We start from the raw sequence: 20,521 nt of genomic DNA, 5'->3' as shown, positions 1-20,521 counted from the left end.
GTAAAACCGGATCTTTTTGATGACTGAAGAGATCCTTAATGAAAAAAAGCACATTACTCCTCGCCATTCTGGCAACACCGGCATTTGCTGATAACGACACCGATATAGAAAAAATCACGGTTAGCGGCGATTTCAGAGCATCTACCCTTGAACAACTCAGCGCCAGCGCATCGGTTTTCGGCGAAGAGCGCTTAGATAGCCGTCAGGCCTCTCACGTTGAAAATATGCTGAATGTGGCGCCCAATGTGAATTTTGCCAGTGGTGCTTCCCGTGGCCGTTTTATTCAAATTCGTGGTATCGGCGAGCGTAGTCAGTTTGCTGAGCCCATTAATCCTTCTGTCAGCTTTATGGTTGATGACTTTGATTTTTCAGGTCTTGCTGCCGCTGGCGTATTATTCGATACCCGTCAGTTGGAAGTGTATCGCGGCCCGCAGGCTACCGTATTCGGTGCTGGGTCCCTTGCTGGTGCAGTGAAAATTGTGAGTCATGCCGCAGATGCAGACGACAGTCACTTTGAATTCGGTTTGGGCAACACGTCGCTAATGCGTATTGAAGGTGCACACAGTGTACAAGTGTCAGAAGACTTCGCTATTCGTCTGGCCGGGGTGCATAACAGTAGTGACGGCTTTGTTGAGAACGACTTTCTTGAGCGTGACGACACCAATAATATTGATGAAAGTGCGGTAAGACTCGCTGCACAATGGAATATTAGCAGTAAAACTAGCCTGAATGCCGACCTGCGCTGGTACGACGTAAACAATGGTTATGATGCCTTTTCGCTGGACAATAACCGACACACACTTTCTGATGAACCTGGATTTGATGATCAACTCACTAAGGGGATCAGCCTGCATTTGAATCATCAGCTGGATGCCGGTTTACTGGAAGTGATTGCCACCGCTGCGAACCATGATATCGCCTATGGCTACGACGAAGATTGGACTTACGATGGTTTCCATCCATGGGGATACACGTCGTTCGATGCCTACTTCCGCGACGTTCAACAACGCTCTGCAGAGGTGCGTTTTACCTCGGCAGATGATAAGAAACTGTTCGGTGATACCACGACTTGGGTTGTTGGTGCGCGCATTAATCACAGTGAACAAAACTTGTTACGTGAATACACCTATGCCGACGGTGACTTCATTAGCCAATTTGAACCAACCACCACGGCGGTATATGGACAGCTTGATACACAGTTAAATGATTCGTGGTTGTTAACTACGGCGCTGCGTGTTGAGGAGTATTCTCAAAAATACAATGACAATGCCGGTTTGGACTCAGAAGACGACTCCAGCATGGTGGGCGGAAAAGTGGCACTGACCTATGACTGGGACGGTGATTTTGTGTATGCCAGTGTATCTCGTGGTTACAAAGCAGCAGGTGTCAACTTCGACGAGCAGGTAAGTGAAGCACGTCGATTCTACGATACTGAATATAACTGGAATTACGAAGTGGGTTATAAAGGGCAACTGTTTGACCCTGCGATCACCGCACGTTTCGCTGTGTTCTATATGGACAGACAAGATACTCAGGTGAATGATTACGACGTACAAACCCGTGAAGATGGCTCGGCAGCCTTTATCGACCTGACCGCCAATGCCGATGTAGGCACCAATAAAGGTGCTGAGGCTGAACTGAGCTGGCAGGTAACTGACGCGTGGACTCTGCAGGGATCTGTGGGCTATTTAAGTGCAACCTTTGAAGGTTATGAAACGGCTGATGGTGCCTATGTTGACGAACAGCGTCAGGCGCAGTCGCCTAAATTTACTGCTAACCTGTTCAGTGAGTTCTGGCTAACCGATGAGTGGGTATGGCGGGCAGACATGGACTTTAAAGACGAATACCGTTTCTCAGACAGTCATGACGAAACCGCTCCCGCTGCCACATTATTTAATACCGATATCACCTGGGTTCGTGGCAATTGGCGCACTACCCTGTGGGTGAGAAATCTAACCGATAAAACCTACTACACTCGTGGGTTTGGTGGTTTCAGTAATGATCCGCGAGACGAGTATGCCTTTGCCGAACCGTATTATCAGTTGGGTGATGGCAGACAATTCGGTGTTACCCTACGCGTTCAGTTTTAAGGAATAGTTATGCAAGTAATGGTTGAGTTATCTCTGTATCCGTTAGTCAACGAGTACATTCCGCCGATTCAGAATTTTATCGATCGTCTCAATAGCCATCAGGGGTTGTTGGTTACTACCTGTTCCACCAGTACCCAGGTGAGCGGGGAGTACGGTCTGGTAATGGATGTTCTGGGTAAGGAAATGCAGCGTACCCATGAAGAAGTCGGGCAGGCTATTTTTGTAGCCAAGTTCCTAAACTTTGATGCCATGCAAGCACGCAAGAAAAATAATGACTGAGTTTTTTTCGGCATTTATCGGTCAGCTCACAGCCACCTCTCCAGCGGAGTGGGTGGCTGTTGTGCTGGCACTTGCGTATGTTTGGCTAGCAGCGAATCAGAACCGTTGGTGTTGGTTATGTGCGTTCATTAGCACTGCTATCTATACCTGGTTGTTTTGGCAGGTAACGTTGCCGTTTCAGGCAGTACTGAATTTGTATTACATGATAATGGCGGGCTACGGTTATTATCAATGGAACCGCCAATCTGGCGGGGAAGATATCGTGCGTTCATGGCCCTGGTACTGGCATGCTATGATGATTCCGGGGTTACTGTTTATTGCCTGGGGATTGTCGTTATGGGCACAAGGCCAGTTCAATAGCGACCATTTGCTGCTCGATGCCAGCATTCAGGTGGTGAGTGTGGTGACCACCGTGATGGTTGCGCATAAAGTATTGCAGAACTGGTTATACTGGTTCGTGATTAATCTGGCATCTGCCTATTTGTACGCACAAAGCGGCCTAGCTTTATCTGCCTGTCTGTTTTTTGGCTATGTAGGTTTCTCTATTTTTGGCTATTTACAATGGTCGCAACAATGGAAGCTGCAACAGCATGACGCCCACGCGTATCGTTGAGTTGGTGTCTGCACCTCTCGGCCTTTCAAGCAAGGTAACTTGCGAAGCGTGGGGTGGGGGAGATGTGAATCAGGTTTTCCGTGTTAGTGATGGGGAACGTGAGTTTGCCGTGAAATGGACGGGCAACGACCATTTTAGCGGCATTGATAAAACGGCTGTGTTTGCCCTGCAAAAACAGGTGGCGCAGGCGGAATTGGCACCCGAGCCTGTTTGGCTGAGTAACGACCATAGCTTGTGGGTTGAAGTCTGGCAGCAAAATCTGAATACCAGCTTTGAGCTTCCAGGTGTAACGTCAGGGGCAGACGATCAGAGCATCTCCACGAAACAAATTTTGTTACTGGCATCCGCTCTTGCTTCCATTCATCAGCAAAATGTCATTGCACCAGAGCTAGACTTATCCGCGCGCTGGCAGCATTACATCAAACTTGCCGCCTTGCCGGACGATCATGAATGGGTAAAGCGGGTCACCGAATTTACTGAAAATGGCCTTGCCTGTGTTGGTGCCGATGACAGCCCCGTGCTTTGTCACAACGATTTATCGTTACCGCATATTGTTGAGACCACGACACCGGTTATCGTTGACTGGGAATATGCAGCAATGGGTAACCGTTATTTCGACGTTGCTTCATGCGGGCAGATTAACCAGTTGGGGCAAGCACAAAAACTGGCATTGTATCAGGCTTATGCACTTTATAGTGGCATGGAGCAGCAAGTCGTCATCGAGCATTGCCTGCAACAAGAGGCCGTAGTCGCGCTAACCGCGTCGCTGTGGTACGCGGCGTTACCAAAATAAAAAGTCATTTGCCTGCATAAATGCATGGATTTTGTGCGCATTGGTTGAATGGTAGGCAAACGCACGATTTTGCAGATAAAAAGGCTTTACCTTTGAAGTTGCATACGTATAATGCACAGCGCGCTAGGGGTGTAGTTCGAATTGGTAGAACAGCGGTCTCCAAAACCGATGGTTGGGGGTTCGAGTCCCTCCACCCCTGCCACTTTTCCTCTGAGTAAGTTATAGTGTCTTCACTTTCTTCCACTCACAATATTATGTCTTCTTATTTAAATCCTTATCAAACTGCTATCCTCCAGGAAATGGGCATTTGTGTCTGGCAATCTCAGTCAGCGCTGAATGATGTTGCCGCCACTAACAATGCCAAGCCTGAAGTCGCAGCTGTTTCCCCGGCTAATCAGTCCCGTGAAGCCGTGAATACGTCTACCGGCGTAGCACCGACAGCCGCAAATGGTCAGGCCAGGATTGCGCAACTGCGTTCTATGCTGGGCAATAAGGATGAGAATAAAGGTGCCAGAGCTCCAGTTCCCGTTGCCGAATCCATTGACCCGCAAAGTTTTGGTCAGATGGGACGAGATATTTTGCTGGCGCTGTCATTATTTCATAATGTGAAAGCCATTCGCTGGCAATACGGTACTGAACTGTCATTGAAAGACAATGTGCTTACCTTGCCCTTTAAAACTGCACCTACCCATGCCGCCGACAAGCGTCGTTTGTGGCAAGTGATTTCTGCAAATTAATGCAATATGTCTTTTGAATTAAAACCGCTGATAGAAGACGATGTCGCAGATGCTCATCAAATCCATCAGCAAGCTACCTACAATCCTTGGTCATTAGCCACCTTTGCTGATTGCCTAACGCCTCCTTATGCCGGGCTTGTTGCAACTGATGTCGAAAATCAGGTCTGCGGCTATGCGGTTATCCTGCTTGTCGTCGGTGAAGCAACTCTCATGGATATCGCCGTGGCGCAATCTGTCCGCGGGCGAGGCTTGGGTAAGCAGTTGCTTAATGGTGCTATTGAATGGTGCCAGCAACAGCAGACTGAATCCCTGTGGCTGGAAGTAAGAGCTGGAAACACCCCCGCCATTTCGCTTTATCAAAAAGCTGGATTTGAAGACATTGAAATCCGTAAGAATTATTACCCCAGTGATAACGGCAGGGAAGATGCGCGCATCATGCGCAAGATGCCGGTTTAATTCTCTGTCTTTTCCTGGGAAGTTCAGCTTGTCGCCCCGGACATTCCCCAATAACCTATTATCAGGAAGATGATGTCAGTCCACACTGTAGTAAAACATAAGTACAAGCCTGACTACTGGATACGGAGCTGTATTGCGATATCGAAAGATACGTGCATTCTTTTGGGCTCGCATCTAGAAAAGCCAGGAAAGTTTCTAGTCTTGAACGAAGGCAATGTCAGACAATTGTCTTATGAAATTCCTCAGACACGAGACGACCAACGAGGCGCGTTGTATAAAACGGAAACCGGGTTTGGTTGTATTTTTGACACCTGCATTGTTGAATATGATTTTTCCAACGACAGGTTTTCAGAATACCTGATTGAAAAGCCACTTCCCAAGGATTACGCTGGAAGAACGACGGGGCCGCTAGGTCGGGCTTCCAGATTGAGTGACAATCAACTGTTAGTTCCATTGGAGCATTACTTTTTTAGGTTCCATGCGAGTTACATGACAACATTATCGCTTAGATCAGACTCGGGCATTTTCTCCCCCTTCATTTTTTCATTAAAGAAGTCCCACCCATGTTGCCATCTTCAGTGTTCTGTAACTTATATTGATGATAAAACCATCTTTCATCGCTGTGCAATCGCAGACAGAAAAGCCGATCATCCCGACAATTATGCTGAACTTTGCGAGTTGAAAAATGGGACTGTTCAAATCATCTCATCGACTTCTGTCGGTAGAGGTAGTTTCGCTTCTGACAATTCCTGCCTTATGGTTAAAACAAGAAGCAAGCCATTTAAATTTGAGATTTACAGCTTAAATGGCGAAAAGGAGCATGTTATTCCTATCACGCCAAAACGGTTTCTGGGAAATGTGGATAAATGGCATTTAACGTTTTTTGATAAATTTGAAAATACCCTTTGGATAGCATCTGCTTCCGATGTAACAGAAATTCAGCTTTCTCTTTAATCAACCTCATCCAAAATTCTCTTGTTGCGTATAGGTTAATACAAGCGTCAGATAATTTTGATGGTGAACGTGATGGTAAAATCGAAGCAAGATAATAGTCATGAACGGGAAATTACACTGGAAGAAGATGATTTTCAGCACGACGAGGACGAGTTTGATCCTGTCGCGGGTGAAGAGGATCCCGGTGCTGCGTTGGAAACCTTAGTGGAGTATGACAAGTCTAAGCGTGATTCTTCCAACAATCCCAGTTAGGTAATGGTGTCACCTTTTCAAAAATAAAGTCTATAAAGGCGCTCACTTTCGGTACGCCAAGCCGTCGTTGGGGAGTAAGTACATACAGCGCTCTTTGCCCGTCGGATACTTCTGAGCGCCAGTCCTGCAACAATGGGATCAGGGACCCTTCAGACAGTTCTTCAGAAATAAGCCAGGTTGGGAAAAGCACGAGCCCTTGTCCCAACAGTGCGGCTTTCACCAAACTTTCCGGATCATTACTGTAAAAGTTGCCTGTTACATCAATCGGCGTTGATTGATTTGCATCTCTTGCCTGAAAAAACCAGCGCTGACGACCGAGTTCCCCCTGATAGATAAGACAGTTATGTTGGTCGAGTTGTTCTGGTGACAGAGGCGCTCCGCACTGCGAGACATAGTCTGGGGAGGCTGCCACTACGTAATTCATATTAGCCAATCGGCGGCTAATGAGTGAAGAGTCAGCCAAATCGCCAACACGAAAAGTGATATCGTGACCGCCACGTATAGGGTCGACCACCTGATCGCGCAATAGCAGTTCTGCTGTGATCCCTGGGCATTGTCGCTGAAACTGATTCAGTAAAGGGACTATCTGCCGCTGGCCAAATGCGACCGGAGCATTAATTCGTAGCACCCCTGCAGGCTCTGGAGCTGGATTTGCCAGTGCTTCCGTTGCAAGGTCTAGCTGCTCCAGAATACCGCGAATTTCCTCATAGTAACGCCATCCCGCTTCCGTTAACGCCACTGCCCGTGTGTGACGATAGAGTAAAGGTTGACCGAGTGAACTTTCAAGGGCACTGATTTGACGTGATACAGATGAAACCGCACAGCGAAAATGCCGTGCGGCTGCCGTAAAACTGCCAGTGGCAGCCACGCGATCAAAAACCCGCAGAGCATTTAAATCTATATTATTGATATTCATGTAGTTGCTTTCTGTGCAATAAAGATTTGCAGATAATGCGATTGTAGCAACATCAAACCGCTTTTACCCTTTGAATCCTACGCCGATTACAACGGCTTTGTTTCACTGTATAGGAGAGCAATATGCAAAAAGGTACAGCATTAGTGGTGGGAGCAACCGGCCTGACGGGCGGTAACCTAGCTGCTTGGTTAGCGGCAAATGGCTGGAGTGTTTATGGCTTATCACGAAAAGGAGTTGAACAAAGCGGTGTTATTTCCGTCGCAGCAGATTTACTGAATGAGAAAGCTACGTCCGAAGCATTGGCGGATTTACCGATCACTCATGTTTTTTATTGTACCTGGGTCCGTCGTGATACAGAAAAAGAAAACATTGAGTCGAATAGCGCGATGATGCGCAATATGTTCAAGGCGCTCAATACCGACAGGCTTAAACATGCGTCTCTGGTTACCGGTACAAAGCAATATCTAGGGTCATTTCATGCTTATGGAAGTGGACGTATTGAAACGCCGTTCCGTGAAAGTGAACCTCGGGTACCGGGTGACAATTTTTATTATGCTTTAGAAGATGTGTTGTTCGAGGCTGCAGAGCGGGGCAATTTTAGTTGGAATGTACACAGACCGCACACAGTGATTGGTTATTCCCGTGGTAATGCCATGAACATGGGCGTGACCCTGGCGGTTTACGCTTCTATCTGTAAAGCAACCGGTAAGCCGATGGTTTTTCCAGGATCTAAAACGCAGTGGAATGCACTGACAGACATGACCGATGCTAATTTGCTAGCTCGCCAGATTGAATGGGCGGCGACCATGCCGGGTGCTGCTAATCAGGCGTTTAATACAGTAAACGGAGACACTTTTCGCTGGCGCCGTATGTGGCGGGAAGTCGGGACGTTCTTTGGTGTGGATGTGGCTGATTGCCCTGAAACGCCACAGCCGCTGGAGCAACAGATGAAAGGTTGCGAATCGGTGTGGCAGGATATCGCGGCTAAACACGACTTGGTTGAAGATGATGTGACTAATCTGGTTTCCTGGTGGCATAGCGATGCTGATTTGGGACGTGAGCAGGAATGCGTGAACGATATGACTAAATCACGGGATTTCGGTTTCACCGATTATAAAGAAACCCGTGCCGCTTTCTTTGACTTATTTGCACGACTGCGGGCAGAGAAGGTGATTCCAGAATAAACTGACTTGTTCGCAGGGACGGGAAAAAGGGCGGCAATTTCTGTGATTTCTGGTATCATGCGCGCCAATTTTTGAAATTACAGGTGACGCCCTTTCTAAGCTCTGAGCCCGCGTCCACCCTCACACAGTGACAGATCAGAATATTCATGAGTAATCTAACCAGCGAAATCAGCAAACGCCGTACGTTTGCGATTATCAGTCACCCGGATGCGGGTAAAACCACCATCACCGAAAAAGTGCTTTTGTTCGGACAAGCGTTGCAAAAAGCCGGTACCGTAAAAGGTAAAAAATCCGGTCAGCACGCCAAGTCAGACTGGATGGAAATGGAGAAGGAGCGGGGGATCTCGGTTACCACCTCGGTAATGCAGTTTCCGTATCGCGAAAACCTGGTAAACCTGCTGGATACCCCGGGACACGAAGATTTCTCTGAAGACACTTATCGAACGCTCACTGCCGTGGATTCCTGCTTGATGGTAATCGATGCGGCGAAAGGTGTTGAGGATCGCACCCGTAAGCTGATGGAAGTTACCCGTCTGCGTGACACGCCCATTATCACCTTCATGAACAAGCTCGACCGCGATATCCGTGACCCGCTTGAGTTGCTGGACGAGGTAGAAACTGAGCTGAAAATCATGTGCGCGCCGGTAACCTGGCCAATCGGCTGCGGAAAGGAATTTAAAGGTGTTTATCACCTGCACCGTGATGAAGTCATTTTGTATAAATCCGGTCTCGGTCACATGATTCAGGATGTTCGCATCATTAAAGGACTGGATAATCCGGAACTGGAAGCGGCTATCGGCGGCGGCCTGCTAGAGACCCTGAAAGACGAGCTGGAACTGGTTCAGGGCGCGTCTAACGAGTTCGATCAGGAACTGTTTCTTGAAGGCGAGCTCACGCCGGTTTTCTTCGGTACTGCTTTAGGTAACTTCGGCGTGGATCACATGCTCGACGGATTGGTTGAGTGGGCGCCAACCCCGCAGGGCCGGGAAACCGAAGAAGGCAAGATTGAAGCAGATAACCAGGCTTTCACCGGCTTTGTGTTTAAAATTCAGGCCAATATGGATCCGAAGCATCGTGACCGTGTGGCGTTCTGTCGAATCGTATCGGGTAAATATGAGAAAGGCATGAAAATGCATCATTCCCGTATTAACAAAGATATCCGTATTTCAGATGCGCTGACGTTCCTGGCCGGTGACCGTGAGTTGCTGGAAGAGGCTTATGCCGGTGATATTATCGGTTTACACAACCATGGCACAATCCGGATAGGTGACACGTTCACTTCAGGTGAGAAGTTCCGCTTCACCGGTATTCCTAATTTTGCGCCGGAACTGTTCAAGCGTATTCGCCTGAAAGATCCGCTGAAACAGAAGCAACTGCTAAAAGGCCTGATCCAGCTTTCCGAAGAAGGGGCTGTGCAGGTGTTCCGTCCGCTGATCAACAACGACCTGATTGTCGGCGCGGTAGGTGTGCTACAGTTTGACGTGGTTGTAGCCCGTCTTAAAGCTGAGTACAACGTTGATGCTATTTACGAGCATATCAGTGTGAATACTGCGCGCTGGGTTTACAGCGACAGTGACAAAAAACTGGACGAGTTCCGCCGTAAAGCTGAGCAGAATCTGGCGCTGGATGGTGGTGACAACCTCACTTATATCGCGCCGACTATGGTGAATCTGCAGCTCGCGAAAGAGCGTTACCCTGATATTGAATTTAAAGAAACCCGCGAACACTAAGACCGGACAAAAGATCGAGAACTATGAATATACATGCTTTACTTGTCAGCCGTTTCTCCGAAGCGTTAGATAAATTAGGTGCAGAAAACGCACCCGTGCCAGTGGCACGCAGTTCACGTCCTGAGTTCGGTGAATACCAGTTTAACGGTGCCATGGCACTCGCAAAACAGTTACGTCAGAAGCCACGCGATATCGCAGAGAAAATTGTTGAGCTGGTGAATCTTGATGATGTTGCCAGCAAGCTGGAAGTGGCGGGTCCGGGTTTTATTAACGTTCACCTGAGCGATGCCTGGCTGGCAAACCAGTGCGAACAGGCATTGAACGACCCGCGTATTGGTGTTGCGAAAGACGCAGAACAGACCATTGTGGTGGATTATTCTTCGCCAAACCTCGCCAAAGAAATGCACGTGGGTCACCTGCGTACCACCATCATTGGCGATGCCGTGGTGAAAGTACTGGAATTCCTGGGCCACAAAGTGATTCGTCAGAACCACATGGGCGACTGGGGCACGCAGTTCGGTATGTTGCTGGCGCACCTGTCTGACAAACTGGAAAACCAGATGGCGGAAACCGCGCTGTCTGATTTGGAAGACTTTTACCGTGAAGCAAAAGTGCGCTTTGACGAAGAAGAAGGTTTTGCTGACCGTGCCCGTGAATACGTGGTGCGCTTGCAGGGCGGTGATGAGCAATGTCTCAAGCTGTGGGATCAGTTTATCGATATTTCGATTAAGCACAGCGAAGAAGTGTACGACAAGTTGAATGTGAGCCTGACCCGCGAAGACATCATGGGTGAGTCGGCTTATAACGACGATCTGGCAAACGTGGTTGCTGACCTTAAAGAAAAAGGTATCGTGGTAGAAGATCAGGGCGCGCAGGTAGCGTTCCTGTCTGAACTGGCCGATAAAGAAGGTAAGCCAGCGGTATACATTGTGCAAAAATCCGGTGGTGGTTATCTTTATTCCACAACTGACCTGGCAGCTATCCGCTATCGTTGTGGCAAGCTACAGGCAGACCGCACGCTTATTCTGACTGATGCCCGTCAGGCACTGCACTTTAAACAAACTGAAATTGTGGCCCGCAAAGCAGGCTTCATCAGTGACGAGCAAACCTACGAGCATTGCCCATTCGGTATGATGCTGGGCAGCGATGGCAAGCCGTTCAAGACCCGTACTGGCGGCACTGTTAAGCTGGTGGAACTGCTGGACGAAGCGGTTGAGCGTGCCGGTAAGTTGATTTCTGAGCGTGATACTGATTTGTCTGAAGCGGAACTGAAAGAAGTGGCGGACAAAGTCGGTATTGGTGCCGTTAAATACGCTGATCTGAGCAAAAATCGGACGACAGACTACGTGTTCAACTGGGACACCATGCTGAGCTTTGAAGGTAACACGGCGCCGTATCTGCAATATGCTTATACCCGTGTGCAGAGTATCTTCCGTAAGTCAGGTATTTCTCCAAAGGATTTAACCGGCGCGATGCGCTTCACCGAGAAACAGGAGCACGCCTTGGCAGTATTGCTGCTGCAATTTGAAGAAGTGATTGGCGTAGTTTCTCGTGAAGCAACTCCGCACGTGCTGTGTACTTACCTGTACGACGTAGCAAGTGCGTTTATGAGCTTCTACGAAGCCTGCCCAATTCTCAAAGACGGCATTGAAGAAGACGTTCGTAATAGCAGACTCGAGTTGGCTGCATTGGTTGCGAAAACCCTGGAGCAGGGCCTGAGCCTGCTGGGTATTGAAACCCTCGAGAAAATGTAATTTCTAGCCGATGTTTCAGAGAGGCGTGAGCGCTTGAAGCGCACTACGCGATTTCAATCTGAAACACGGCGTAAACCCATCCATGGGGCCTCGGCTGCCGCTTCCCTGCGGCAGACGGTTTCAGATTGAAATCACTTCGTACGCTTATCGCTCACGCCCATCGACAAAGCTCGGCGACGCATCCTTGCGGCTGACGGTCCTCGCTCCCCAACACCTTACCCACCTGCTGGCTCAGCAATAGCAACTGTGCTCTATTCGCATTAGCTTCCCTGCGGCAGACGGTTTCAGATTGAAATCCATTCGCGTAATTATTGCTCACCCCTTTTCTTGTGTTTCACTCCAATTTTTATCTAAAAACAGACTTTACGGACAGTTTTCACCGTCTTTAAAATCTCTAATATTAAATACGACTTCTTTTATTGTTAAAGAAGTTTAGCTTTCAGAACTATCTATTTTTAAACAACTAAAGGAACTAGTTATGCAAGAATTAAATATCAACGAAGTAGAGCAAGTAAGCGGTGGATTAAGTGCAGAGCGCGGTGCAATTGCCGAAGCTGCAATAGCAGGTGCAGCTTTTGCTGTGGGCATGACCGGAGTAGGTCTAATTGCTACTGGTGCTGTCCTCGCATGCGTTTATTTAATGGATGATTAATGAAAATAGTAAATACTACGGATTTTCTCCGTAGTATTTACTAAAACAGGGATATTGATTGGAATGAAAATCAAGAAAAATGGAGGGATACCAGTAAAAATTCATGATTTGGATACATTCATAAAAAATTGGCGTCCTATAGATGGGTGGCTTATAAGCGACAAAAACCAATATGTACTACCAACACATCATAGTGCACTCGGTCGTATTTTTTATTCTTCCTACTGTAAGAAAGTAAAAGCAAATTTGATGGCGATAGTCTTTTGCTTGCTGTCTGTGATTTTATTGCTGGCTTTCAAGCCCGTCGAAAACAATCAGGCGCTCATAGTCGTATTTTCCTTACTTCTATTGTTTTCGGTATGTGATGGAATTTTATCAGTAAGGAGTATTGATAATTGCCGACAGAAAATCGAATTTTTATTTAACTTCAAAAGTACTTCTGAGTTGCATGGTCCGCCATTAGCGCTACTAATGTGTGTTATGTATTCGATTCAATGGTTGCTCGAGGTTTATTATGGAAGCCTAGAATCTTTAATAATCTCTGTTGGTAATTATTATCCAGAAATAAACATCTTCTCCTCATGGCGTTTTATCACTGGTTCCTTTCTCCATGGTGACTTGCAACACTGGATTTTGAACACCCTATTGGCAATATTGTTTGCATCCACGATTCCTAAAACAAAGCTTTTTAAAACCGGATTGATACTGATTCTCGGCGCCGTCACTTCACATTGCATAACGTATTTTTGTCATCTAGCTTCTGATTCATCGTTTGATTGTTTATTAGGTATCTCTGGAGGTGTCTTCGCGTTACTTGGATATTCTGTCATTGCTCACCTACGGCAGAACGCGAAAAGTACGGCATTAATACTTTTTGCTATCATGGTATTGAGCGAGGTTTCGCTTGCTTTGCTTACTGATGATTCGAGCCATACTGCGCATATCAGCGGCTTTCTCTTTGGCATTACCATTGCTCTTCTTAATTCTTCAAAACCCCACCGACCCAATCAATAAATTCCCGAACCCGCTTTGGCATATGCTGTTTGGAAGGATACACAATCGACAAGGGGAGCGGTGCGCTGGTGAAATCTTCCAGTATGCTTACCAGTGAGCCATCGGCTAGGTGTGCTTTCACGCCATGCAGAGGTACCTGGATCATGCCGAGGCCGTTGAGGCAAGAAGTGAGGTAGGCGTCGGTGGTTGCTACCGATACCAAGCTTTTCATCGCAATTTCAATATTGCGGCCGTCTTTCAAGTACTCAAAGGTCGCCGATGTGGATTGCAGAGAAAACCCGTAATCTACCAGAAAGTGATCTTGTAAGTCGGCAAGGGTCTCGGGTTTACCGAAGCGTTCTATATAAGACGGACTAACGCAATTTACCACCGTAAAATCACCGAGGGGCTTTGCAATAAGTTCGCTGTCTTCCAATGTACCTGCGCGGATCACGCAGTCTACGCGCTCTGAAATAGGGTCGATACGATAATCTGCGCCTTTCAGACGAATACGGGTTTTGGGATGAGTGTCGAACCATTCATGTAGACGTGGGGCCACCATAGACGCATATAACCTTCCCGGCATATCAACAATGATGTCACCACTGAGCTGGCCGCTGTCATCTTGAAACTGGCTTTCCAGTACATCGAGCTCAGCGAGAATTCGCTGACATTCAGGCAAGTATCGACTACCTGATTCAGTGAGAGTCACGCGCCGGGTACTGCGATGAAAAAGTCGGGTGCGCAAGTGGGTTTCTAACTTACTCACCGACATGGAAACCGCCGACTTCGGTACCCCAAGTTGATCAGCGGCGGTAGAAAAATTCCCGCTTTCTGCAACTTTGATGAACCGTCGCATGCACTCAATTTTATCCATATTGCCTTTATCTGTTCATATAAAGTGAACAGTGTGTCGTTATTTTTCTGGTTTTTCAAACTTACCCTCACCGTTAAGCTTCTCTAATTGGCAACATTGCCATGCTTTTCATGGCATAAGTTTTGAGGAAACGATAATGAGTAAAATTGCTTTAATCACCGGTGGAAGCCGCGGTCTCGGGCGCAGTATGGTGTTGGCGCTGGCCAAAAAAGGGGTCGACAGTATTTTCACCTATGCCAGCAATGAAGACGCAGCGCTAGCAGTTGTGGATGAAGTTAAACAATTTGGGAGCAATGCAATCGCACTGCAATTCGAAGCGACAGATTTTAGTGCTTACAGTGAATTCGCCGCACGAATAAAGACGCTACTCAGAGATAACTTTAACGAGCAGTCGCTGGATTTCCTGATAAACAATGCCGGAACGGGCTTACACAAAAGTATTGCTGATACCACCATGGAAGACATGGATTTTCTGTATCAATTGCATGTGAAAGCACCGTATTTTCTCACCCAAAGCCTGCTTAGCGAGATAGCAGACAACGGACACATTGTGAATTTGTCTTCTGGTCTGGCACGATTCAGCGTACCGGGAGCGAGTGCTTACGCCATGATGAAAGGGGCTGTGGAAGTGATGACGCGATATATGGCTAAAGAATTAGGTGAGCGGGGGATCAGTGTAAATACCCTTGCGCCGGGTGCCATCGCTACCGATTTTAATGGCGGTGCGGTGCGTGATAACCCGCAAATGAACCAGTTTGTCAGCAGCGTGACAGCAAAAGGCCGGGTTGGTGAAGCCGAAGATATTGGTCAGCTGGTGGCCAGTCTGCTTACCAGCGACGCAAACTGGATGACGGGTCAGCGAATCGAGGCCTCCGGCGGGATGTTCCTGTAAAAATCTGAGGCTGTTCCACTATTAAAATACCCCCAAATTCGGTAGACTGCGCGGTCTTGATTTATGAGTGAAATGACAAACTATGTTTGAAGTTAATCCTGTAAGAAATGCTATCGAAGATATTCGTGAGCGTGCTTCGGCGCTCCGGGGGTATCTTTGACTTCGATACGAAGTCAGAACGTTTAGAAGAAGTTAACCGTGAACTGGAAAGCCCGGACGTATGGAATGAGCCAGAACGTGCTCAGGCGTTAGGTAAAGAGAAAGTTGCGCTGGAGCAGGTGGTAGAAACCATTCAGCGTCTCGATCAGGGAACGGAAGATGTGGAAGGTTTACTGGAACTCGCTATTGAAGCTGAGGATGAGGAAACCTTCGAAGAAGCCAAATCCGAACTGGAATCTTTGGTTAAAGATCTGGAAGTGCTGGAATTCCGCCGTATGTTTGCAGGCCCCAATGATGCCTGCGACGCCTATATCGACCTGCAGGCCGGTTCCGGTGGCACAGAAGCCCAGGACTGGGCGAACATGCTGCTGCGTATGTATCTGCGCTGGGGCGAGGCACAGGGCTTCAAGACCGAGATCATCGAATTATCTGAAGGTGAAGTCGCGGGTATCAAGAGTGCAACGATTCGCTTTGAGGGCGAGTACGCTTTTGGCTGGCTGAGAACGGAAACTGGTGTTCACCGCCTGGTGCGTAAGTCGCCGTTTGACTCGGGCAACCGTCGTCATACGTCATTCTCATCGGCCTTCGTCTATCCTGAAATTGATGACAACATCGAGATCGATATTGACCCGTCTGATTTACGTATTGATACCTACCGTGCATCCGGTGCCGGTGGTCAGCACGTTAACAGAACCGATTCAGCGGTACGTATTACCCACGAGCCAACGGGCATCGTGGTGCAGTGTCAGAATGACCGCTCACAGCATAAAAATAAAGACCAGGCGTTTAAGCAGTTAAAAGCCAAACTTTATGAATATGAGCTGCAGAAACAGAATGCCGAGAAGCAGGTATTGGAAGACAACAAATCCGATATTGGCTGGGGCAGCCAGATCCGTTCTTACGTTCTGGACGACTCCCGCATTAAAGATTTGCGTACCGGTGTTGAAACCCGGAACACCCAGGCCGTTCTTGACGGTGACTTAGATAAATTCCTGCAGGCCAGCCTTAAATCCGGCCTGTAAATACGTAATAAAGTGGAAAGGTTATGACCGACCAGCAACACGATGAAAACAAATTAATTGCCGAGCGCCGTGCCAAGCTCACGTCAATCCGTGAAAACTGCCGCGCGAATGGTTTTCCAAACGACTTCCGTCGTGAAAACTACGCCGAAGAACTGCAGGCGCAGTTCGGTGAAGAGGAAAAAGAAGCACTGGCAGAGCAGGGCAATAAGGTCTCTGTGGCCGGTCGTATCATGGCCAAACGCGGTCCGTTTCTGCTGCTGCAGGACATGACCGGTCGTATTCAGGCCTATGCCGACAAGGAAACGCAAAAAGAAATCAAAGCGAAATTCGGTAGCCTGGATATCGGTGACATCATTGGCGTGGCCGGTGATCTGCACAAATCCGGTAAAGGTGACTTGTATGTAAACATGGAAAACTGGCAGCTGCTGACCAAATCATTGCGTCCGTTACCAGAGAAATTCCACGGCCTTGCTGATCAGGAAACCAAATACCGTCAGCGTTATGTTGATCTGATCACCAGTGAACATACTCGCAAAAACTTTAAAATCCGCAGTGCGCTGATTAACGGCATTCGCCAGTATCTGACCGAGCGTGATTTTATGGAAGTGGAAACGCCGATGCTGCAGGTTATTCCGGGCGGTGCGACGGCCAAGCCCTTTGTCACTCACCACAACGCACTGGACATTGATATGTACCTGCGTATTGCGCCGGAATTATATCTGAAGCGTCTGGTTGTCGGTGGCTTCGAACGTGTATTCGAAATCAACCGGAATTTCCGTAACGAAGGTTTGTCTACCCGTCACAATCCTGAGTTCACCATGCTGGAATTCTACATGGCGTACTCTGACTACAACGACCTGATGAACCTCACTGAAGACATGCTGCGCAAGCTGGCTCAGGACATTCTGGGTACCACGGAACTGGTGAACACCACTCGTGACAGCGAAGGCGAAGTCACGTCTGAAACGCATTACGATTTCGGTAAGCCGTTCGACCGTTTAAGCATGGGTGAAGCCATTCTGAAATACTGGCCACAAGCCAACGAGGCAGCAATCCGTGATCCGGAAGCGCACCTTGATGAACTGAAAGCCATGGCGAAACAGTTGCATATCAAAGAGCCTGAAGTTGATGGCATTTGGGGGGCGGGTAAATACCTGTGTGAAATCTTTGAAGCGACGGCAGAAGAGAAACTTATTCAGCCTACCTTCATCACTGAGTATCCGTGGGAAGTATCGCCGCTGGCTCGTCGTAACGACAACAACCCGTTCATCACCGACCGTTTCGAATTCTTCGTAGGCGGCCGTGAATTGGCGAACGGCTTCAGCGAGCTTAACGATCCGGAAGATCAAGAAGCCCGTCTCCGTAAGCAAGTTGAAGAAAAAGATGCCGGTGACGACGAAGCAATGCACTTCGACGAAGACTACATCCGCGCGCTGGAGTACGGTTTACCGCCAACAGCGGGTCAGGGTATCGGTATCGACCGACTGGCGATGTTGTTCACCGACAGCCCGACCATTAAAGACGTTATTCTGTTCCCGCACATGAAACCGGAAGTTCAGGAGTAACGCTAGCGTTACTTACGAAATACCAAACGGCAGCGTTAAAACGCTGCCGTTTTTTTATGCGCGTTCTATATAAAATCAATCGAATTTCATGCCCTTGTCGTATCAGCAGTATTGTAAATCTGTTGTTTAAATCATTTCAGAAGGGCTGCCAATGACAGGCGACAAACATCACAAGCACCAGGATCATGAAGATCATCAGTCTCCGCTTACCGAAGAAGAAGAGCAGGATGTCAAAGAGCATGGGAGCCTCAATTCGGTCTCACTGTATGCGGTTATTCACCGGGAAGGGCTGGAAGAATTAAAACGCCCTTTTATGTCGTTGTGGTGGTCCGGTGTCGCCGCGGGGATCGGCATTTCAACCTCTGTGCTGGCAGAGGGGATCCTACATACCATGTTCGAAGGCTCAGATAATCAGTTTGCGCTGGAGAACTTCGGTTATACCGTGGGTTTTGTGTTAGTCATTATGGGGCGCTTGCAGTTATTCACTGAAAATACGCTGACTGTAATCCTGCCTTTGCTCACCGACCGCTCTTGGAAAATGCTGGGATGTCTCGGTCGTTTGTGGGGGATTGTCTTCATAGCCAATATGGTGGGCACATTTCTCGCGGCCTACTTAATGTATGGCCTACATACCGTGCCGACAGAATACATTGAAGGGATGAACGCAATTTCAAAACACTATGTTGAACTGGATTTCTCGGAAGTGTTTTCTTATGGCGTGATTTCCGGATTTATCATTGCTGCTATTGTGTGGATGAAGCCGTCGGTGCAGTCTGCTGCGTTTTTCGTTATTGTGATGTTTACTTACCTTATCGCAATCGGTAATTTCACCCACGTGATTGCGGGCTCAACTGAACTGTTTTTACTGGCTTTGCAGGGAGAAGTGTCTGCGTTGCAAACCGTTACATTAATTTGCGGCACGTTATTAGGGAATATCGCCGGTGGAACCTGCCTGTTTGCTTTGCTGGCCCACGGTCAGGTGGCGCAGGAGATTGAGCCTGATTAAACGGAAAGTTGGTTTATCTGTTGGTAAAGCCGCGCGTTGGTGGGAACGGCAATGCGCTCACCCGCAGCTTTCGACAACAGATAGCCAGTGATAGCGTCTATCTCTGTTTGTCGCTGATGAGCGATATCCTGATGCATACTGGAAAAGTTATCCGCGGTGGCCTGGGCCACCGTTTTTATGCGAGCCAGTATGGTTTCAGCGTTTTCATTCAGCCCACAAACCTGCATAACTTCAGCAATCTCACGACTTAGTGCGTCAAGAACTGCGACAAAGCGAGGTGCCAATATCTGACCATTTCGAATATTGTGGATGGCGGTGAGCGGATTAATCGCCAGGTTTACCGACAACTTTTGCCAGAGTGACAGATAAATATCTTCACACCATGTAACGGGCGGAAAGGCAGTTTCAACAATCGTTCTAATCTTGTCATCGGTGGCTGGGTCGGCCGGTGTGGACAACGAGCGGCCTGCCAATGTAGTCCCCATTCCTGTATGCCGCACTGATTCGTGATTGGTTTTCAAAGCACCGTGACTGGTGGTGGCTTGATAGATACGTTGCAAAGGCAAAATCTTGCGCGCTATTTCTTCGCCCCCCATGCCGTTTTGCAATAGCAGAATGGGGCTGTCGCTTATCACTGCTTGCCATTGAAGCAATGCTGCTTCAAGTTGATAAACCTTCAATGGCAATACAACAAGATCATAGGTAAGGGGTGTACCGGTGGGCGAAATATCTTCCGCGTAACTCGATATTTGTTTGCCATCGAATAAGGCAACGCTTTTCACACCGGTTCTATGTTCACGCATTCCCCGGTGCACCATGACATCATTTGCTGACGCAAAAGCGGCAAACAGCGAACCGATGGCACCATCACCAATAATACACACGTTATTTTGCGTCATCCATCGTCCCGTCTGGTTGGCAAAGTAAAAGCGGGCCAGGGGAGTGAAGTCACGCAGGGCTGTTTTTCAAGCCATGTGGTGAAAAGCGGGGAAGTAAAGAATTCACCGTCTTGCGGCAGACAATGAATGGTAAATTTTTGCCCTTCATAGTCGAAATGCAATTGCCAGGCATGCAAGCTAACTCTATCGGCTTGCGGGGCGCCGTAATGGGTGTCACCGAGAATGGGAGCGCCTAGGCTTTTCATTGCAACCCTGATTTGGTGGGTTTTACCAGTCAGCGGTTTAACCTGTGCAATTCGCCCCAAATGGTCGATATGATGACTGAATAACTGGGTAACCGCAGGGTTCTCTCGGGTTTTGGTGAGAACATGTTGACCTCGTCGCCGGTTCTTCATGTCACCGGCAATCGTGCCTTGTTTTTTTGACGGTTTTGCGGACAAGGCGGCAAGATAGTATTTTTGAATATTGCGGGTAGCAAAAAGTTCGCTAAGTACCGCCGCGGCGTTTTTATGCCGTGCCAGCAATAAACAGCCCGAGGTAACTGTGTCTAGTCGATGACAAAGATAGAGCGCGCTATCACCGGTGATTTTTTTTGTTTGCGCAATAACGCCTTGCTCACTATCGTGCATCGCTACGCCCACAGGCTTGTTGATAACGATAAAGTCGGCGTGTTCAGCAATAATTTGTATGGTCAAACC

The 20,521-nt window shown here is 48.1% G+C and carries 21 protein-coding genes and 1 tRNA gene; 18 read left to right on the top strand and 4 right to left on the bottom strand.

The genetic code is table 11. The features are described 5' to 3' along the window. Nucleotides 1–38 precede the first annotated feature (38 nt). The 9 genes from ACXAGX_RS08865 to ACXAGX_RS08825 all read left to right on the top strand — a co-directional run bounded on the left by ACXAGX_RS08865 (nt 39) and on the right by ACXAGX_RS08825 (nt 6,174). Nucleotides 39–2,090, top strand: coding sequence for a TonB-dependent receptor (locus ACXAGX_RS08865; RefSeq protein ID WP_474837814.1), 2,052 nt, complete (start codon nt 39–41; stop codon nt 2,088–2,090). Nucleotides 2,091–2,099: 9 nt separating this feature from the next. Then, nucleotides 2,100–2,369 carry a YkoF family thiamine/hydroxymethylpyrimidine-binding protein gene (locus ACXAGX_RS08860; RefSeq protein ID WP_474837812.1) on the top strand — a complete coding sequence of 90 codons (270 nt, stop codon included), beginning with the start codon at nt 2,100–2,102 and terminating at the stop codon, nt 2,367–2,369. Next, nucleotides 2,362–2,982, top strand: a complete 621-nt coding sequence (pnuC, locus tag ACXAGX_RS08855; RefSeq protein WP_070126961.1) for a nicotinamide riboside transporter PnuC — start codon at nt 2,362–2,364, stop codon at nt 2,980–2,982. Before ACXAGX_RS08860 ends, pnuC begins: the two co-directional genes overlap by 8 nt. Further along, entirely contained in the window at nt 2,960–3,775 is an 816-nt protein-coding gene (locus tag ACXAGX_RS08850) for a phosphotransferase (protein ID WP_474837810.1), read from the top strand. The genes pnuC and ACXAGX_RS08850 overlap by 23 nt, the downstream gene beginning before the upstream one ends. Nucleotides 3,776–3,900: 125 nt before the next feature. Beyond that, a tRNA-Trp gene (locus ACXAGX_RS08845) sits at nt 3,901–3,977 on the top strand. 22 nt (nt 3,978–3,999) lie between these two features. Further along, nucleotides 4,000–4,512 (top strand): hypothetical protein, encoded by a 513-nt coding sequence (locus tag ACXAGX_RS08840; RefSeq protein ID WP_474837808.1) that lies wholly within the window; start codon nt 4,000–4,002, stop codon nt 4,510–4,512. Between the two features lie 6 nt (nt 4,513–4,518). After that, complete coding sequence (gene rimI, locus ACXAGX_RS08835) at nt 4,519–4,968, top strand: ribosomal protein S18-alanine N-acetyltransferase (RefSeq protein WP_474837806.1); 450 nt, start codon at nt 4,519–4,521, stop codon at nt 4,966–4,968. 201 nt (nt 4,969–5,169) lie between these two features. Continuing rightward, entirely contained in the window at nt 5,170–5,922 is a 753-nt protein-coding gene (locus ACXAGX_RS08830) for a hypothetical protein (protein ID WP_474837804.1), read from the top strand. A 72-nt stretch (nt 5,923–5,994) separates the two neighbouring features. Further along, nucleotides 5,995–6,174, top strand: a complete 180-nt coding sequence (locus ACXAGX_RS08825) for a hypothetical protein (RefSeq protein ID WP_474837802.1) — start codon at nt 5,995–5,997, stop codon at nt 6,172–6,174. On the opposite strand, the gene ACXAGX_RS08820 is transcribed toward ACXAGX_RS08825, so the two are convergent. After that, nucleotides 6,143–7,090 (bottom strand): LysR family transcriptional regulator, encoded by a 948-nt coding sequence (locus tag ACXAGX_RS08820; protein WP_474837801.1) that lies wholly within the window; start codon nt 7,088–7,090, stop codon nt 6,143–6,145. The genes ACXAGX_RS08825 and ACXAGX_RS08820 overlap by 32 nt on opposite strands. A 122-nt stretch (nt 7,091–7,212) precedes the next feature. Here ACXAGX_RS08820 and ACXAGX_RS08815 point away from each other — a divergent pair, with 122 nt between their 5' ends. The 5 genes from ACXAGX_RS08815 (at nt 7,213) to ACXAGX_RS08795 (ending at nt 13,424) form a co-directional block, all read left to right on the top strand. After that, a complete protein-coding gene (locus tag ACXAGX_RS08815; RefSeq protein WP_474837799.1) occupies nt 7,213–8,274 on the top strand; it encodes an SDR family oxidoreductase in 1,062 nt (353 codons plus the stop codon). Nucleotides 8,275–8,420: 146 nt separating this feature from the next. Further along, entirely contained in the window at nt 8,421–10,004 is a 1,584-nt protein-coding gene (prfC, locus tag ACXAGX_RS08810) for a peptide chain release factor 3 (RefSeq protein WP_474837797.1), read from the top strand. 23 nt (nt 10,005–10,027) lie between these two features. Further along, nucleotides 10,028–11,758 (top strand): arginine--tRNA ligase, encoded by a 1,731-nt coding sequence (gene argS, locus ACXAGX_RS08805; protein ID WP_474837795.1) that lies wholly within the window; start codon nt 10,028–10,030, stop codon nt 11,756–11,758. Nucleotides 11,759–12,236: 478 nt separating this feature from the next. Beyond that, nucleotides 12,237–12,410, top strand: coding sequence for a hypothetical protein (locus tag ACXAGX_RS08800; protein ID WP_170826625.1), 174 nt, complete (start codon nt 12,237–12,239; stop codon nt 12,408–12,410). 63 nt (nt 12,411–12,473) lie between these two features. Further along, nucleotides 12,474–13,424: a rhomboid family intramembrane serine protease gene (locus ACXAGX_RS08795; protein ID WP_474837792.1), complete on the top strand. Its 951-nt coding sequence runs from the start codon at nt 12,474–12,476 to the stop codon at nt 13,422–13,424. Here ACXAGX_RS08795 and ACXAGX_RS08790 read toward each other — a convergent pair. After that, on the bottom strand, nt 13,390–14,262 hold the full coding sequence (locus ACXAGX_RS08790) for a LysR family transcriptional regulator (protein ID WP_474837790.1): 873 nt from the start codon (nt 14,260–14,262) through the stop codon (nt 13,390–13,392). The two genes, ACXAGX_RS08795 and ACXAGX_RS08790, sit on opposite strands and share 35 nt — an antisense overlap. Nucleotides 14,263–14,416: 154 nt before the next feature. On the opposite strand from ACXAGX_RS08790, the gene ACXAGX_RS08785 reads away from it, so the two are divergent. From ACXAGX_RS08785 to ACXAGX_RS08770, 4 genes are all read left to right on the top strand, one after another. Then, nucleotides 14,417–15,172, top strand: a complete 756-nt coding sequence (locus tag ACXAGX_RS08785; RefSeq protein WP_474837789.1) for an SDR family NAD(P)-dependent oxidoreductase — start codon at nt 14,417–14,419, stop codon at nt 15,170–15,172. 82 nt (nt 15,173–15,254) lie between these two features. After that, nucleotides 15,255–16,353, top strand: a protein-coding gene (prfB, locus tag ACXAGX_RS08780) for a peptide chain release factor 2 (RefSeq protein ID WP_474837787.1) whose coding sequence is annotated in 2 segments (ribosomal slippage) — nt 15,255–15,329 and nt 15,331–16,353 — 1,098 coding nt in all. Because the reading frame shifts where the segments join, the coding sequence is not laid out codon by codon here. 23 nt (nt 16,354–16,376) lie between these two features. Then, on the top strand, nt 16,377–17,918 hold the full coding sequence (gene lysS / locus ACXAGX_RS08775; RefSeq protein ID WP_474837785.1) for a lysine--tRNA ligase: 1,542 nt from the start codon (nt 16,377–16,379) through the stop codon (nt 17,916–17,918). A gap of 151 nt (nt 17,919–18,069) precedes the next feature. Further along, nucleotides 18,070–18,924, top strand: coding sequence for a formate/nitrite transporter family protein (locus ACXAGX_RS08770; RefSeq protein WP_474817922.1), 855 nt, complete (start codon nt 18,070–18,072; stop codon nt 18,922–18,924). Here ACXAGX_RS08770 and ACXAGX_RS08765 read toward each other — a convergent pair. Then, a complete protein-coding gene (locus ACXAGX_RS08765; protein WP_474837783.1) occupies nt 18,921–19,823 on the bottom strand; it encodes a ketopantoate reductase family protein in 903 nt (300 codons plus the stop codon). The two genes, ACXAGX_RS08770 and ACXAGX_RS08765, sit on opposite strands and share 4 nt — an antisense overlap. Beyond that, nucleotides 19,820–20,518, bottom strand: coding sequence for a TIGR01621 family pseudouridine synthase (locus ACXAGX_RS08760; protein WP_474837781.1), 699 nt, complete (start codon nt 20,516–20,518; stop codon nt 19,820–19,822). Before ACXAGX_RS08760 ends, ACXAGX_RS08765 begins: the two co-directional genes overlap by 4 nt. Between the last annotated feature and the right edge of the window lie 3 nt (nt 20,519–20,521).

The sequence above is a fragment of the Alteromonas sp. ABV4_515 genome (genome assembly GCF_056160345.1).
The sequence above is the reverse complement of the archived record's forward strand: the minus strand, read 5'-3'. Positions and strand labels throughout refer to the sequence as shown.

Coding starts and splice junctions, on each gene's coding strand:
- rimI (WP_474837806.1), top strand. CDS start 4,519: ATGTCTTTTGAATTAAAACCGCTGATAGAAGACGATGTCGCAGATGCT.
- ACXAGX_RS08765 (WP_474837783.1), bottom strand. CDS start 19,823: ATGACGCAAAATAACGTGTGTATTATTGGTGATGGTGCCATCGGTTCG.
- pnuC (WP_070126961.1), top strand. CDS start 2,362: ATGACTGAGTTTTTTTCGGCATTTATCGGTCAGCTCACAGCCACCTCT.
- ACXAGX_RS08785 (WP_474837789.1), top strand. CDS start 14,417: ATGAGTAAAATTGCTTTAATCACCGGTGGAAGCCGCGGTCTCGGGCGC.
- ACXAGX_RS08865 (WP_474837814.1), top strand. CDS start 39: ATGAAAAAAAGCACATTACTCCTCGCCATTCTGGCAACACCGGCATTT.
- argS (WP_474837795.1), top strand. CDS start 10,028: ATGAATATACATGCTTTACTTGTCAGCCGTTTCTCCGAAGCGTTAGAT.
- lysS (WP_474837785.1), top strand. CDS start 16,377: ATGACCGACCAGCAACACGATGAAAACAAATTAATTGCCGAGCGCCGT.
- prfC (WP_474837797.1), top strand. CDS start 8,421: ATGAGTAATCTAACCAGCGAAATCAGCAAACGCCGTACGTTTGCGATT.
- ACXAGX_RS08820 (WP_474837801.1), bottom strand. CDS start 7,090: ATGAATATCAATAATATAGATTTAAATGCTCTGCGGGTTTTTGATCGC.
- ACXAGX_RS08790 (WP_474837790.1), bottom strand. CDS start 14,262: ATGCGACGGTTCATCAAAGTTGCAGAAAGCGGGAATTTTTCTACCGCC.
- ACXAGX_RS08850 (WP_474837810.1), top strand. CDS start 2,960: ATGACGCCCACGCGTATCGTTGAGTTGGTGTCTGCACCTCTCGGCCTT.
- ACXAGX_RS08800 (WP_170826625.1), top strand. CDS start 12,237: ATGCAAGAATTAAATATCAACGAAGTAGAGCAAGTAAGCGGTGGATTA.
- ACXAGX_RS08860 (WP_474837812.1), top strand. CDS start 2,100: ATGCAAGTAATGGTTGAGTTATCTCTGTATCCGTTAGTCAACGAGTAC.
- ACXAGX_RS08825 (WP_474837802.1), top strand. CDS start 5,995: ATGGTAAAATCGAAGCAAGATAATAGTCATGAACGGGAAATTACACTG.
- ACXAGX_RS08815 (WP_474837799.1), top strand. CDS start 7,213: ATGCAAAAAGGTACAGCATTAGTGGTGGGAGCAACCGGCCTGACGGGC.
- ACXAGX_RS08770 (WP_474817922.1), top strand. CDS start 18,070: ATGACAGGCGACAAACATCACAAGCACCAGGATCATGAAGATCATCAG.
- ACXAGX_RS08795 (WP_474837792.1), top strand. CDS start 12,474: ATGAAAATCAAGAAAAATGGAGGGATACCAGTAAAAATTCATGATTTG.